The sequence below is a fragment of the Mucilaginibacter aureus genome (genome assembly GCF_053514885.1).
In genome coordinates, this window is sequence record NZ_CP170601.1 from 3640699 (window position 1) to 3654221 (window position 13523).

General features: G+C 48.0%; 13 protein-coding genes and 1 pseudogene. 6 read left to right on the forward strand and 8 right to left on the reverse strand.

What is annotated here, in order from left to right; translation table 11 throughout:
• The first annotated feature begins 2 nt into the window (after positions 1-2).
• From traK to ACFGVR_RS15635, 3 genes are all read left to right on the forward strand, one after another.
• Positions 3-617: a conjugative transposon protein TraK gene (gene traK / locus ACFGVR_RS15625; RefSeq protein ID WP_448698249.1), complete on the forward strand. Its 615-nt coding sequence runs from the start codon at positions 3-5 to the stop codon at positions 615-617.
• A 132-nt stretch (positions 618-749) separates the two neighbouring features.
• The gene (traM, locus tag ACFGVR_RS15630) at positions 750-1775 is read left to right on the forward strand and encodes a conjugative transposon protein TraM (protein ID WP_448698250.1); all 1026 of its coding nucleotides are present in this window, start codon (positions 750-752) and stop codon (positions 1773-1775) included.
• Complete coding sequence (locus ACFGVR_RS15635; protein ID WP_448698251.1) at positions 1772-2872, forward strand: hypothetical protein; 1101 nt, start codon at positions 1772-1774, stop codon at positions 2870-2872. The genes traM and ACFGVR_RS15635 overlap by 4 nt, the downstream gene beginning before the upstream one ends.
• A gap of 9 nt (positions 2873-2881) precedes the next feature.
• On the opposite strand, the gene ACFGVR_RS15640 is transcribed toward ACFGVR_RS15635, so the two are convergent.
• Entirely contained in the window at positions 2882-4792 is a 1911-nt protein-coding gene (locus ACFGVR_RS15640; RefSeq protein WP_448698252.1) for a hypothetical protein, read from the reverse strand.
• 44 nt (positions 4793-4836) lie between these two features.
• Here ACFGVR_RS15640 and ACFGVR_RS15645 point away from each other — a divergent pair, with 44 nt between their 5' ends.
• Entirely contained in the window at positions 4837-5943 is a 1107-nt protein-coding gene (locus tag ACFGVR_RS15645) for a S1/P1 nuclease (protein ID WP_448698253.1), read from the forward strand.
• Here ACFGVR_RS15645 and pepE read toward each other — a convergent pair.
• The 3 genes from pepE to ACFGVR_RS15660 are packed head-to-tail and all read right to left on the reverse strand — an operon-like array spanning position 5940 to position 7641.
• Positions 5940-6635, reverse strand: a complete 696-nt coding sequence (pepE, locus tag ACFGVR_RS15650; protein ID WP_448698254.1) for a dipeptidase PepE — start codon at positions 6633-6635, stop codon at positions 5940-5942. The genes ACFGVR_RS15645 and pepE overlap by 4 nt on opposite strands.
• 10 nt (positions 6636-6645) lie before the next feature.
• Positions 6646-6870 carry a hypothetical protein gene (locus ACFGVR_RS15655; protein ID WP_448698255.1) on the reverse strand — a complete coding sequence of 75 codons (225 nt, stop codon included), beginning with the start codon at positions 6868-6870 and terminating at the stop codon, positions 6646-6648.
• A 45-nt stretch (positions 6871-6915) separates the two neighbouring features.
• On the reverse strand, positions 6916-7641 hold the full coding sequence (locus tag ACFGVR_RS15660; RefSeq protein ID WP_448698256.1) for an SDR family NAD(P)-dependent oxidoreductase: 726 nt from the start codon (positions 7639-7641) through the stop codon (positions 6916-6918).
• A 58-nt stretch (positions 7642-7699) separates the two neighbouring features.
• Here ACFGVR_RS15660 and ACFGVR_RS15665 point away from each other — a divergent pair, with 58 nt between their 5' ends.
• The gene (locus ACFGVR_RS15665) at positions 7700-7936 is read left to right on the forward strand and encodes a hypothetical protein (protein WP_448698257.1); all 237 of its coding nucleotides are present in this window, start codon (positions 7700-7702) and stop codon (positions 7934-7936) included.
• A gap of 239 nt (positions 7937-8175) precedes the next feature.
• Positions 8176-8454 carry a hypothetical protein gene (locus ACFGVR_RS15670; protein WP_448698258.1) on the forward strand — a complete coding sequence of 93 codons (279 nt, stop codon included), beginning with the start codon at positions 8176-8178 and terminating at the stop codon, positions 8452-8454.
• Here ACFGVR_RS15670 and ACFGVR_RS15675 read toward each other — a convergent pair whose 3' ends face one another.
• The 4 genes and pseudogenes from ACFGVR_RS15675 to ACFGVR_RS15690 form a co-directional block, all read right to left on the reverse strand.
• Positions 8455-9861 (reverse strand): MFS transporter, encoded by a 1407-nt coding sequence (locus ACFGVR_RS15675; RefSeq protein ID WP_448698259.1) that lies wholly within the window; start codon positions 9859-9861, stop codon positions 8455-8457. It abuts the gene before it with no gap.
• Position 9862: 1 nt separating this feature from the next.
• Complete coding sequence (locus ACFGVR_RS15680) at positions 9863-10426, reverse strand: TetR/AcrR family transcriptional regulator (protein WP_448698260.1); 564 nt, start codon at positions 10424-10426, stop codon at positions 9863-9865.
• A 59-nt stretch (positions 10427-10485) separates the two neighbouring features.
• A pseudogene (topB, locus tag ACFGVR_RS15685) lies at positions 10486-12284 on the reverse strand (DNA topoisomerase III).
• Positions 12285-12339: 55 nt separating this feature from the next.
• Positions 12340-13449 (reverse strand): site-specific integrase, encoded by a 1110-nt coding sequence (locus tag ACFGVR_RS15690; RefSeq protein ID WP_448698261.1) that lies wholly within the window; start codon positions 13447-13449, stop codon positions 12340-12342.
• Positions 13450-13523 lie beyond the last annotated feature (74 nt).

The following is a 13523-nucleotide window of genomic DNA, read 5'->3' on the forward strand; positions in this document are numbered from 1 at the left end:
TTATGTTCAGCCATCTCAAAAACATCGAAACCAGCTTCCAGCACATCAGGCGCTTTAGCTATATCCTGATCGCGGCCTGCACGCTCATCTGCGGCTTCGCCACCTTTAAAAGCTACCAGTTCGCTTCAGCGGCCAATTCACACGTCTACATCTTAGCGGGCGGAAAGGCCCTGGAAGCTTTCGCTGCCGACCGCAAGGATAACATCCCGGTCGAGGCCCGTGACCATATCCGGATGTTCCATCACGATTTCTTCACGCTCGATCCCGATGAAAAGGTCATCGAAGCCAATATCGGCAAGGCGCTCTATCTCGCTGACGAATCTGCGCGTAATCAGTATAACGGCCTAAAAGAAAAAAGTTACTATAACAATTTGATCTCGGGTAACATCAGCCAGCAGATCGAGGTCGATAGCATTCAGCTCGACATGGACCAATACCCGTATTATTTTAAGTGCTGGGCCATCCAGAAACTCGTGCGCTCGACCTCCAATGTGAACAAGCTGCTCATTACGCAGGGTTACCTGCGCAATGTGAGCCGAAGCGATAATAATCCCCACGGGTTCCTTATCGAGCGCTGGGAAACTTTGGCTAACCGCGACACCACCATCAACCAATGAAAAAGCAACACCGCATCCTCGTTCTCTGCGCGTGCATTTATGCCGCACTGCTGACCTGGTCGCTTCCCTGCAATAAAGTTTTTGTTAAACCCGGCCGTATGCCTTTGTTCATCGGCCACAATCTTACAGACCATGGAAAAACAACACAAATTTTATCTCATCCTCCCACTGTTGGTGATACCCTTTCTCACACTGGCATTCTGGGCGCTTGGCGGCGGCCGGACACATCAGCAGCAAACAGCCGCTCGCGGCATCGACACCACGCTGCCACAGGCGCAGTTCGGCAACCAGGAAAAACACGATAAGCTATCGGTTTACCAAGCTGTTCTACGCGACTCGGTGCACGACGGCGTTAGCCCATCCTTTCTGAAGGCTATGGGCCTCAAAAACGCTGACTCCGCCAGGATCACCGCGGTCAATAACAGACCTGATGCCGATCAAAGCGCGGCACGCATCCAGGAAAAACTGGCGGCGATCAACAAGCAATTGGCACAGCCGCCGGTACAAACCACGGCTTACTCAGCCAACGATCCGAATGAACAAAGCATTAAAAAACTGCAAGCGATGAATAAAATGATAAAAAGCAGCCAGCAGCAGGAAGACCCGCAACTAAAGCAGCTCAGTCAAATGCTCACGCAGATCCGGCAGATCCAAAATCCGCAAGCCATTAAAAAAGAAACGAAGCCCGAAGATTCCACACCTTTTAAAGCGATACCCGCCATTGTTGATGGCAAACAAAAAGTGCGGGATGGCGCTGCCGTCAAACTGAAATTAACGGACTCGGTTAAAGTTAAAGACCAATGGATACCCAAAGGCCAGGAAATATTTGGTGTCTGTTCGGTTACCAACCAACGTCTGCTACTGACGATCCAGAATATCAGGCTGGACAAACAAATTATACCGGTGAACCTAACCGTCTTTAGCTTGGACGGCATGCCCGGTATCCCGGCACCCGAAGCGGAGATCGGCGGCGCGGCCGGTGATGGCGCGAACAACGCTATACAAAGTATGCAATTCCTGAGCATGGATGCCAGCCTCGGCGCGCAAGCCGCCGCCGGTGGCATTAACGCGGCCAAAGGCCTTTTTAGCAAAAAGGTCAAAAAGATTAAAGTCAAGCTCAAAGACGAATACCCGGTACTACTTAAGATCAATCAATGATGGAACAGGCCGTAAACTTCTACGAGTTAAAGAACCGGTTGGCCGACCTCGGTTACAATGAGCCGGAAGTCACCGACCAACTCCGGTCGATCGTCTCTCAAGATGAATTCGATTCCGCCCTTGTACATACCCGCAAGGAAGGCGTCAAATTCGAATTCGAACTGTCAAGGAACACCAAAGGCGACTTTGAACTGGGCTTTAACCATGCCTGGCTGGATACCGGCGAAGGTATCGTTTCCCGAATATTTGAGCCCGATATGCCCGTCGATGATGCCATAACGAAACTTTACCAAAAGGTATTCGATGAACCCCACCTGGACGGACTGAATTATAAACTACAAAATCAATATATCATGAACAACGAAAATTTAAGTTACCTGCAAAAGCAATTGCTGAACCTGGGTTTCGGCGAGCAGCTGAACGAAGACCTCGAAAAGAACATCCGGTCGAAAGCGACCGAGTTTACGTTACCCGCCACGCTGGAATACAACCAGCAGAATGTGGACTATAAGTTGCATTTCAAAGCCGGCGGCGAGAATGAGATGTACTTTTTCAATAAGTACGATGCCAAGATCCAAAACAAGGACCCGGAGCATACCTTCTACATCAACCGTGGCTCAGGCATCACGGCTAAAGAGGCCTATAATTTGTTAGAGGGTCGTTCGGTCCACAAACAACTGGAGAACCTGGAAAACGAAAAGTACAATGCCTGGCTCACGCTCGACGGCGGCAAAATGCGCACCTTCAACGACAAATGGAACTATCATCCCGAAAAACCCATCGATATGATGGATATCGTAGGCATCGGTGAACCCGGCGCCAAAGACAAACTGATGAAGTCGCTGGAAAAAGGCAACCGCCACCAGGTAACCGCCATGAAAAACGGCAAGGAGGTCAAGCTTTTTATCGAAGCTAACCCCGCCGAGCACCGCGTGAACCTCACCAACTGGAAAGGGGAGGCCCAGCAATTGGAGCATTATAAAAAGGCCGAGTTCAAACAGGACAAGAAACACGATTCCAAACAAACGCAAAACGTAGATGGCGCGGAGGAGGGCACAAAAAAAAAGCGAACACGGGGCGCTAAAGTGACCGCGTAATAAAAGTTTCTAAGTCCCCGGTTCGCCGGGGACATTATCATCGAGCGACACATCCTCCTTCAATTTTAGTAAAATAAGGATAAAAGTCCTTAAGAAATACAAATAGTCCATTTTCTGACGTTTGGCATCCCTGTCATTTGACCCGTGTAAATATTTGTTCCGGAGGTCCTTTCCATTACTGAATTCTTTTTTATTCAGATAGAAGTTAAAATAGCTAACCTCATCGGACGTAAAAAGATGGTTTGAGATGGTTAACATTCCTTCAGCAATCATACGGTCCATCGTCGCACGCAGTGTCTGATCACAATGCCAGTAGCCAACATGTCCATTTTTCCGAAGTTTCCCGGCGATCAGGATAGCCAGAGTATCCTTCATTTTTAATTCGCCATCCTGGAGTTTCAAATAGCCAGTTTGCAGCAGGTGGTCCACGACAGGCTGTTGGTAATCTTCAAAATCAGTCCTCATTACTCGTTCGGTGAGGAACATGCCAAAGACGTTTCGCCTATTTTCTATGCCTTTTCGCCACGACAGAACGCTGTTCGGATCAAAAAAATAATTTTGCAGCATATGGATGGTCTGGTGGGTAGAGGACACATACTTTTTTCTAACCAAACTCGGAATTTCGCTATAAAATATCGGTGTGGAATCCAGTTGCAACAACTCGTGATCGATCAAACCATCGGCTACAAAGTTTTTGTATTGTTTGAGCAAATACTCCATTTCGGGTGCAAGCAAACGAATTTTGTCGGAAGGGCTTAGTCCCGCGTCCGGCATTTTAAAGGTAAGTTTTTCAATCTTAAAAAAGCCGGTAACGAAATTTTCAATTAACTCTTCGAGGGACCGATGATGATGACTTAAATAAGCCTGCATGATACTGAGCTGGGCCAATGACAACAGGTCTTTACGGCCAAATTCAATGCCTGCGGAATACTTGTTTTTGGATTGCATTAATATTTTTTCGAAGGTATCCATTTCTGCGTCCTTACTGACGAGCGTGATCAGGCCCTCCTGATCCGTATAGTCAAATAAGTCATGGAATACTGTAAACAACGCTGTGTCGGTTTTCAGAGTATCAAGATAAGCACCACCGTAGGAGACCTCCGTATGGGTATTTTGACTCTGCCACTTTGCCGGTATATCTTGGTCTAACGCTAAAGAAACGGACACCGATACCTGAATCGAATTGGCTTCGGTAAAATGTCGATCGCTCAACTTTTTGGCAGTCTGTTTCGCTTTAAGTAATATTTTTGGCGGGAGTTTGAGGTGCTTCGAGTTTTTAATCAGGTCTACATAATTCCAATTAGGTTCTGAAGAGTCCAAATAAGTACTGATGATTGTATGCTTGTCAAGATCAGAAAGGCTTTTTGGAAAATAATAATTAAGAGGCTCTCTAGTAATTTTTTCCTCGTAATGAGCGAGTAATAATTCGGCACTTTCTTCATAGGTGAGGAGAAAGGATTTGAGCTCACCATCGTAATGCTGCACCAATTGTTTCAGTGGTAAAATATACCGGATATGGCGGGGATGGGCGGTCAACAGATCGGTGAATATCGTCCGATCTATTTTTTTATATATCTCAAAATACCGGAACACCAGCCAGAAGTTTCCCCGGTTGTGGAGTTCCAGTTGATTAAGTTCGGTGAAAAAATGATCAGCGGGAAGTGTTAGTAGAAGGTCGCGAAGTGCAGCCATCGCTTGATCGACAATATGGTTGAAAGTAACTTTTTGTTCGGCTGTCCACCGTTCCAGATAAAGGTCGTTTTCAAAGTATTGCCAGATATGATGAAACTCCAATAGTGCATTGAGATTCAAGCTTGAAAAATCGAAAGATTGATCTAGTAGTTTTTCGGCAAGTCCGAGCATATGCGGACCCATTTGATCATGCTTGGAGAAGAAAACTACCCGGTCTAATCTACTCATGAACAAAGTTAAAAGTTTTCGCTTGTATCGCTTATCTTTGGTTCATGAAGTATCGTTTCCTTTCTTTATTTGCGCTTGTATTAGCGATTGTTCTGGTATCCTGGGGCGGTATCGGTCATAAGACCGTTGCGACCATCGCCGAGAACCACCTGACGCCCGAAGCCAAAACATCCATCAAAGCTTTATTAGGCGAACAGAGCATTGCTGACATTGCCTCCTGGGCAGATGAGGTACGCAATACGCCAGAGTACAAATCTACCGGACCGGAGCATTACGTCGACCTGAACCTGGGTTACAGTTTCGCGCAATTCTCCGAAGAGGTGAAAAACCAGAAAGATGATAATGTGTACAAGGCACTGCTGAAATACGAAGCTAAACTAAAAAGTAACACCACGCCAAACGAAGAAAAAACCATCGCCTTAAAATTTATCGTTCATTTTGTTGGTGACCTCCACCAACCCATGCATGTGAGCCGTGCTGAAGACAAAGGTGGTAACAGTATTCAAGTTCAGTTCAATGGCAACGGCAGCAACCTGCACAGCCTATGGGATAGTGGGCTGATTAACCGTGAAGGCAAAACCTTTGACCAGATGGCGAAAGATTACGATAACACTACACCCGCCGACAACAAAAAATGGCAGGCCGAGGACCCGATACAATGGCTCTGGGAAAGCTACCAGGTATCCACCAAAATTTATGCTGATGTTGTAAAAAGCAATAAACTGGATGATGATTATTACAAAGCCAATATCCCTGTGGTGCAGGAACGCATTGAAAAGGGGGGCATCCGCTTAGCAGGCGAACTCAACAAAATCTTTACGCAATATCCTGTAAAGGGTATCGTCATCCCTATCGGCACACCGATGAGCGCCAACGCGCCGAAAGTGATCGACATCAAAGATGCCGGTCAACATATCAACGAATGGGTCTGCATTACCGCGCAGGCTTACAGCTCTCGCAGTATCGGCGAGATGATCCTGGTCAATTTAGGCGCGGCTTATCCTGGACAATTATTGACCATCGTCCTAAAGGAAGGTGCCCAAGATTTGAAGTTAGACGGCAGGAACATCACCGTTAAAGGCAAAGTGATCGCGTACAAAGGCAAACCCGAGATCGAGGTGACCGATCCGCAACAGATCAGTGTGCACTAAAAGACCAATGCGGTGCCTGGCGGTATTTCGTAAGCGGGTTTGTTCGGCTCAAATATCCGAGTATCATAACGGCCCTCGACGGTGATCTTTTCGCCGAGTACCCTGATCCAGTTACCTTCCCTCAAACCGATGACCGGTTCCGGATTTTGCGTATGGAACTCCCGGATACGCGTTTCCCGCGTTTCGCCATTGTGCCTCGACGTCGGATCAGGGTCGAGGTAATGCGGGTTCAAATTAAATGGTACCAGACCCAAGGTTTTAAAACTTGGCGGATAAACGATCGGCATATCGTTGGTCGTTTGCATACTGATACCAGCGATATTACTACCGGCACTGGTACCCAAATAAGGAGCCCCTTTTTCTACTGCCGCTTTTAAGTTATCCATTAGGTCAAGTTCATGTAGCTGCTTGACCAACAAAAAGGTATTGCCGCCGCCCGTAAAAAAGCCTTTGGCACCGCGGATAGCTGCTTCGGGATCGGCAGAGGTGTGCAACCCCGTTAATTTAATATTCAATGCCGCAAAAGCTTCAGCGGCTTTGGCCGTGTACTCGTCATGCGAAATACCGCCAGGACAGGCATAAGGAATAAACAGAACTTCTTTGTCAAAAAGCGAGGTTATTTCTGAACTCAAGTAAGCCAGGTAACTTTCACCAAATAAAGACGAAGTACTCGCCAGCAGGATATTTTTCATCAAGCAAATATTAATTCAGATGGATATAAGCCGCTAATGGCAGCAGCGAAATAAAGGCCCGGCAGCGCACGATCTTATTAGTTCCGCTATCATAGAAAACCTCCGCGAAAAAATTTGGGTGACTATACAAAGCGACCCTCAACTCGTTTTCAAAACGCACCTCGACGAAGTTGCCCTGCATAGCAAATGCAGCGCGTTCCTCATCGTTCAGAAGATTAAATTCATAAAGCGTCATCGCAACTAAGATAAACAATTACAGGAAGCAGATTGTACTCATCGGCTATTTTGGAACATGTGGCAGCGACACGCCCGTCAGCCGGGCACAATGCGCCATCAGGTCATCCTGTAACTGAACATCGTCCGCCGCGCGATGATGCCTTGCGATCTGCTGGTGATGAAAATATTGCCCGCTGACAAGTGCATCAGGCTCATCACCGGTCGCTAACCAAACCTGCGTCTGATAACCTTTTTCCAGGTCGTCCGGCGCACCTGCGCAGCCCATCTTGGTCGGTACCCAACCCGGATCGACCGCATTGGCATAAACCTCCGGCCATTTCTGCGCCAACGCTTTGGCCAGCATCAGTACATGCAGTTTGGTATCCGAATACGAAGGGCCGTTCGTCCATTCCGGCCTGCCTGACAGGTGCATCCCCGAACTCAAATAAATGAGGCGCTTCGGTTTATTCATCAATGCTGTTAAAATATAAGGAGCCAACGTATTGATATAAAGCAATTGCTGGGTATTGGCCCGGTACACCCCGGCATTATGAATGACCGCGTCGAAAGTGTCCAAAGCGTTCGCTTTATCCGCCAGCGCCTTAACCTCTGCTAAATCCGATAGATCGGCAATCAGCACATCAGACGCACCGGGAACCTGCTTCAATGCCTCCCTGCCACGCTGTAAATTCCGGGCATGCAGGACGACCTCGTGCCCGTTTTTGACTAACGCTCTTGCTGCCAGCTGCCCCAGCCCGTCAGCCGAACCCGTAATAAAAATCTTTGCCATTATTGTTCAAACAATTTCAAGGATTTTTGTTTGTCCGTGTATATTTGAAGCTGCAAAAATGAACGAGCCATTCAACTTACCCATCACTTATCAAGGCGCAGACCTTGAGTTCAAAGCCCGCTTCGAACGCTATGGTTATACCCATCGCATTGCCGTCCTCATCGGCGAAACGACCGTTATTTTTGAACCGGATGAAGAAAGCGGTTACCGGGCTCTGGGTAATGAACCAGCGGAGGCCGGTTTATTGCGCAGCATTGCCGAAACATTGGCCGCGCTGATTGATCCCGCCGCATGAAATGCCGGCGCTGAGCTTCTTGACTTTCAGTCAACACAATTTTTTCGCGATCTGCCGCAAACCTTGATGCGCGGCGATGAAACCACTAAACCTGTCAACTATGATGGCCGCTCAACGGCACCTGCGGAAACAGCGATACACAAGGGGCGGAATTTTTATTAAATGTTATCATTGTGTTAAGCCCTTGCGGATGACCTTTCTTTTGGTTAACTTAACCATTCACCTTAAAGATATCGCTTATGAGAACGGAAAAAACTTCGGCTTTATTGGTACGTATCGTGGCTCAACTGCGCCCCAGGGACTTGGTGCTAAGCGAACACCGTAGTGCTTTGCGGGAACGCATCGAAACGCTGCGACATGAAAAAGGCTGGGATAATTTGCAGTTCGGCCGCTCGATGAGGATGGAACTGAACGAACTGCGCCACTGGTTATCGGGCGCCCGTGAACTTACCATCGAATCACTGACTGAAATTTGCGATATGTTCTATATTTCGATTGGTGACCTGGTGCATGAATAATTATTCAGCTGCGATCGCATGTCCGTCCATTGTTTTGTTATTGGGCAGTAAGTAGAGCATCAACAATACTAGTACGATGCAAATCAATATCGCGCCAATACCTGCGGTGTATGCTTGTTGCCAGCCCTGGCGCGAAAAGTAAAAAAAGATACCGCCGATGATGCTCACGCCCAAAGCAGAAGCGGTTTGCTGGAAAGTCGAATAGACGCCGGCCGCTGCACCCGCGTATTCAGATGGGACACTTTTGAGCGCGATGTTCAATAACGAAGGCAACACAAAGCCATTACCCAAACCCCAGGCGCCCATCAGCGCAATAATAACACGGGTATCTACCCCCGGTTTTAGAAACTGGATCTGCAACAGGAACGTCAGGCCCATGAACAAAGCCCCGGCCTGTAAAACCCGTTTGCCAAAACGCAGGATCAGTTTGGAAGCTGCGATGGAGGAAGCGGTAAACAGGATACCCGGCACAACAAAGTATAAGCCGCAATGCAGTGCCGAAACGCCAAGTCCATTTTGCAGATATACCGCGCTCAATAACAAATAAGAGGTGTGCAGCATGAAATGGAACAAGGCCGCAATGATCCCGATATTAAAATCTTTGATCCTGAACAAGCGGACATCGACCAAAGGGTTTTGACCTGCGGTTAATTTCCGTCGCTGATCACGGATAAAATAAGCAAAGGTGCCCAATGAACCGAGCAGTAAAGCGAAACTCCACAAGGGCCAGCCATGCTCACGCCCCTCGATCAAAGGATAGATCAAACAAAACAAGGCCACAGTCAGAATAAAAATACCGGAATAGTCGAACTTAATCCTATGGTTAGTCGGAGTTTCGCTCACATAGTGATGCGTTGCCCAAAGCGCGGCGATACCGATCGGTAGATTGATCAGGAAAATCAGCCGCCAGCCCTCGATCGCCCAATGGGTATCCGAAAGATACCCACCCAAAACCTGCCCGGTCACCGAAGCGATGCCCAACGTGATGCCGAACATGCCAATGGCTTTAGCCCGTTCTTTCGGGTCGGTGAACAGTACCTGGATAAAAGCGATGGTCTGCGGAACCATGAACGAAGCGCTCAATCCCTGAAAGAAACGGGTAATGTTCAATTGCAAAGGTGTTATCGACAATCCGCACAGACAGGAAGCCACCGTAAAAGCCAACATTCCCCAAAAGAACACTCTTTTTCTGCCGAATTGGTCACCTGCGCGGCCACCCGTGATCAGGAAAGCCGCATAACCCAATAAATAGCCTGCGATCACCAGTTGCACTTCGGCGTCTGTGGCATGGACACCTTTTTTGATCGCCGGGATGGCCACATTAATGATGAATACATCGATCACCGAAAGCAGGGGAGCGGATAAAACGATGGCCAGTTCCAGCCATTTATTGGCAGTAGTTTTCATGTCAGATGAGTTTTTGGATAATGCTTTTGGCAGTTTGCAGATCGATGCCTTGTTTGAAAATGGATGCGGCGACCACGCCGCCTTCGATCAATAGATAGATGGTCTCGGAGAGGTCATCATCAGCTAAGACCTGCTTGTGACCGGAAGCCGCAACCAATTGGGCGATGAATTTTTTAAGGCGGTCTTTAGCGGTTTGTATCTCCGCCAGGATACGCGGATCGCTCATCCCGGCATCATCGTTGGCGCGGACAAAGGGGCAACCGCCAAATTCCCGGATGCGCTGGCGTTCGCCATGGTGGTCAAAAATAGCCAGTAACTTTTGTTTCGGGTCGGTCGTTTTAGCGATATCCGTCTGCAGACGCTCGAACCACTGCCGGTGAAAACGCTCCAGGTAGGCCACCATCAGGTCGGTCTTGGACTGGAAATGTTTATAGAGCGAAGCTTTGGCAATATCTGCTTCTTCGATAATTTGATTGATACCCGTGCTGTTGTAACCCTGCGTATAAAACAAACGCTCGGCGGTGTCGAGTATTTGTTCAATGACTGCTTGTCCCCGTTGTTTCATGGTACAAACATAATTCAATAAATAGACAGATTTGTCTATTTATTGTCTTTTTCCGAAATCTAGGATAAAGACGCGGCTTTCATGCCTTTGCCGGACTGAAGAAGTTCTTGCGTGATACTGCGGGTATAGGTTTTAATCTCTTCCTGGAAATCACTAACCGAAGCACCTGTACGAATTTCCTCCAGGCGCTTTTCCCAACTACCGGTAAGTTCAGCCTGTGCGATACGCTGATTTTTGACGATCCGTAAACGGATAAACCGGTTTCCGTCGGTACCAGATTTTTCTTTTCCCGCAGGATGTATTTCCGGGTCAACAAAGTTTCAATAATGGCCGCGCGGGTAGCCGGCGTACCCAAACCACTTTCTTTCATCGCTTCCCGCATTTCCTCATCCTCGATCTCTTTGCCGGCAGTTTCCAGCGCTTTTAATAAACTCGCCTCATTATAAAGCGGCTTTGGTTTGGTTTGCTTTTCAAGCACAGCTTTGTTCAGGATTGGCAGATCTTCGCCCTTGGTTACTTTCGGCAGCGTTGCATTTTCCTCGTCCTTCTTTTCTTCGTCCTTATCATTAAAAACGGCACGCCAGCCAGCTGTTTGGATCACCGTACCACTTGCGGTGAGCTTCGAACCGGATATCACGGTAATTTTAGTGATCTCTTTGATACAATCCTGATGGAAAGCCTCCAGCATACGTCCGGCAACCATATCATAGACCGCTTGTTGATCTGGTGTCAATTGGTACGGTGCTACACCGGTCGTTAATACGGCATGGTGATCCGTTACTTTTTTAGCGTTAACGCTGCGTTTGCTCAATTTGGCGTCAGCGAGTAGGGTCGCCTGTTTGCCAAATAACTGATGGTCGGTCAGTTTAGCAATGAGGCCGGGTACCGTCGCAAATACATCATCGCCAATATACCGGCTGCCGGTACGGGGGTAGGTGACCAGTTTGCTTTCATACAAATTCTGTAATAACCCAAGCGTTTGGTCAGCGGTAAAGCCTTTGCGTTTATTGGCTTCCTGCTGTAAACTGCTCAAGTCGTGTAACAACGGCGGTGGTTCTTTGCGGGGCTTGGCTTCAACAGCAGCGATGTTGCCTGTAGCTTCAACAGCGTCCAATATCGCCTGCGCTTCCTCCCTGGTTTTATAACTCTTTTCAAAAATAGCCCTAAACGCCTGCTCGTCTTTGGCTGGCTGAATGGCCACCTGGTAATACAATTCCGGCACGAAATTCTTATTGTCGAGGTAACGCGCGCAGATCATTGCCAGCGTCGGGGTTTGCACCCGGCCCAAAGACAAGACACCCTTATTGCCCGAAGCCAAACTTAAAGCTTGCGTGGCATTCATGCCCACCAGCCAGTCTGATTGGGAACGGCAATGCGCTGAATTAAAAAGTGTATCATAATCGCTGCCCGGTTTCAAATTGCGGAAACCATCTTTGATTGCCTCATCGGTTTGTGAAGATATCCATAGCCTTTTGAAGGGCTTTTTGCACTTGAGGTAATAATAGATATAACGGAAGATCAGCTCACCTTCGCGCCCGGCATCCGTCGCTACAATGATCTCGGTCGCCCCATCAAAAAGCTTTTTAATAGTATCCAATTGCTTTTTCGCGCCGGGATCGTCCTTGCCGTCTTTCTTGCGAATAGATAATTTGAATTTGGGTGGCAACATCGGCAGGTTTTGTACGCTCCAGCCATGATAGCCATACTCCTGCGGCGCGGCCAATTGCAAGAGGTGGCCGAAAGCCCAGGTAAAAGTATAACCTTTACCCTCTAAATAACCGTCGTGCTTGGTGGTAGCTCCAAATACTTTGGCGATTTCTCTTCCTACGGATGGTTTTTCGGCGATGATAACTTTCATAACGTGGGGTCAAAAGTAGGTAAATGGGACCGGTGGGGCAACCGTTGTGGAAAGATCAGAAATCGATTACGATACGGGTGGTCGTTTCCCGTTTCTTCTGGTCAAGCAACCTGGTGTAACGTTGCGTGGTCTTCACATGCCGGTGACCTAACATTTTGGAAACGGTATAAATATCGGTGCCATTATTGAGCTGTAAAGTGGCATAAGAATGCCGCAAACAGCAAAAAGTGATGTGTTTATAGATGCCGGCTTGCGCGGTCCAGTCAAAAAGGAAATTGCGTATTTGATCATAGGACAGTCGTTTAAAGACACATTCATCAGGTTGACCCGGTTGTTCCAGCAGTTCGTAAGCCTGATTAGATATCGGCATATGCTGGGTTTTGAGGGTTTTCAATTGACTGAATTGCAGGTAATATTCGTTCCTGGTGCCCCGCACTTCTCTCCAGGTCAATGCTTTGACATCGCAGAAACGCAGGCCGGTCAGTATCCCAAAGAGCGTTACACGTTTGCACAATTTATTTTCAGTTGGCGTAGCCAGTAACTGCCGAATATCCGCCATGGTCAGGAACTCGACCAAAGCTTCGCGTTCTTTCAAGCCGGGACTTAGTGCGTAGAGATCGTCTGGGATGAGTTTCTCGCGCCAGGCTTGCTTCAGCGCGTTCCGGAACTTATTGAAATAGCTGAGCGCACTGTTGTGCCCGATGCCCACACGCTTTTCCCTCAGTTTCGGCCCGCTTCGTAAATAAGCCTTGAAGTCCTCGCAAAGCGATAAATTGATGTCAATAAACCGGAGGTCGCCGCCCGCGAACTTCTCGAAATACCGCACACTGCTGTCCCAATTGTGAAAATTCATTCCGCGCTGGCGATTGGCCAGCTTCCGGAAATAAGCATTGAAACTCTGCAGGCGTTGGTGATCCGGTGTAAAACCGAGCAACTGTGATTGCAAGTCGAGCTGACGTCGGGCCCGAACATTCTCGGCCAACTGCCAGGTTTCTTTGTTGTGCAGTTTCTCCGCATCGCTTTTGGGCTTATCATAGACGTAAAGCTTCAATATTTCTTTGCGGCTTTTCTTACCGGTCTTTGGATTAGTGAGCGGCGGGTAATAATCGAAATAGAGCCGGGTGCGGTTATTGCGCAGCGGGCGTTTTCTCAGGCTGACTTTCACCGGGCAATAATAAAAATCCCGGGCAAAAAAACTTCACCACTTGTTGACATTTGTTTATCCGTTTCTAAACGTTT

Bases quoted from the DNA above. Each gene is read 5' to 3' on its own strand.
- ACFGVR_RS15640 (WP_448698252.1), bottom strand. From the start codon at position 4,792: ATGAGTAGATTAGACCGGGTAGTTTTCTTCTCCAAGCATGATCAAATG.
- ACFGVR_RS15635 (WP_448698251.1), top strand. From the start codon at position 1,772: ATGATGGAACAGGCCGTAAACTTCTACGAGTTAAAGAACCGGTTGGCC.
- ACFGVR_RS15680 (WP_448698260.1), bottom strand. From the start codon at position 10,426: ATGAAACAACGGGGACAAGCAGTCATTGAACAAATACTCGACACCGCC.
- pepE (WP_448698254.1), bottom strand. From the start codon at position 6,635: ATGAAAAATATCCTGCTGGCGAGTACTTCGTCTTTATTTGGTGAAAGT.
- ACFGVR_RS15675 (WP_448698259.1), bottom strand. From the start codon at position 9,861: ATGAAAACTACTGCCAATAAATGGCTGGAACTGGCCATCGTTTTATCC.
- traK (WP_448698249.1), top strand. From the start codon at position 3: ATGTTCAGCCATCTCAAAAACATCGAAACCAGCTTCCAGCACATCAGG.
- ACFGVR_RS15665 (WP_448698257.1), top strand. From the start codon at position 7,700: ATGAACGAGCCATTCAACTTACCCATCACTTATCAAGGCGCAGACCTT.
- ACFGVR_RS15670 (WP_448698258.1), top strand. From the start codon at position 8,176: ATGAGAACGGAAAAAACTTCGGCTTTATTGGTACGTATCGTGGCTCAA.
- ACFGVR_RS15645 (WP_448698253.1), top strand. From the start codon at position 4,837: ATGAAGTATCGTTTCCTTTCTTTATTTGCGCTTGTATTAGCGATTGTT.
- ACFGVR_RS15660 (WP_448698256.1), bottom strand. From the start codon at position 7,641: ATGGCAAAGATTTTTATTACGGGTTCGGCTGACGGGCTGGGGCAGCTG.
- ACFGVR_RS15655 (WP_448698255.1), bottom strand. From the start codon at position 6,870: ATGACGCTTTATGAATTTAATCTTCTGAACGATGAGGAACGCGCTGCA.
- traM (WP_448698250.1), top strand. From the start codon at position 750: ATGGAAAAACAACACAAATTTTATCTCATCCTCCCACTGTTGGTGATA.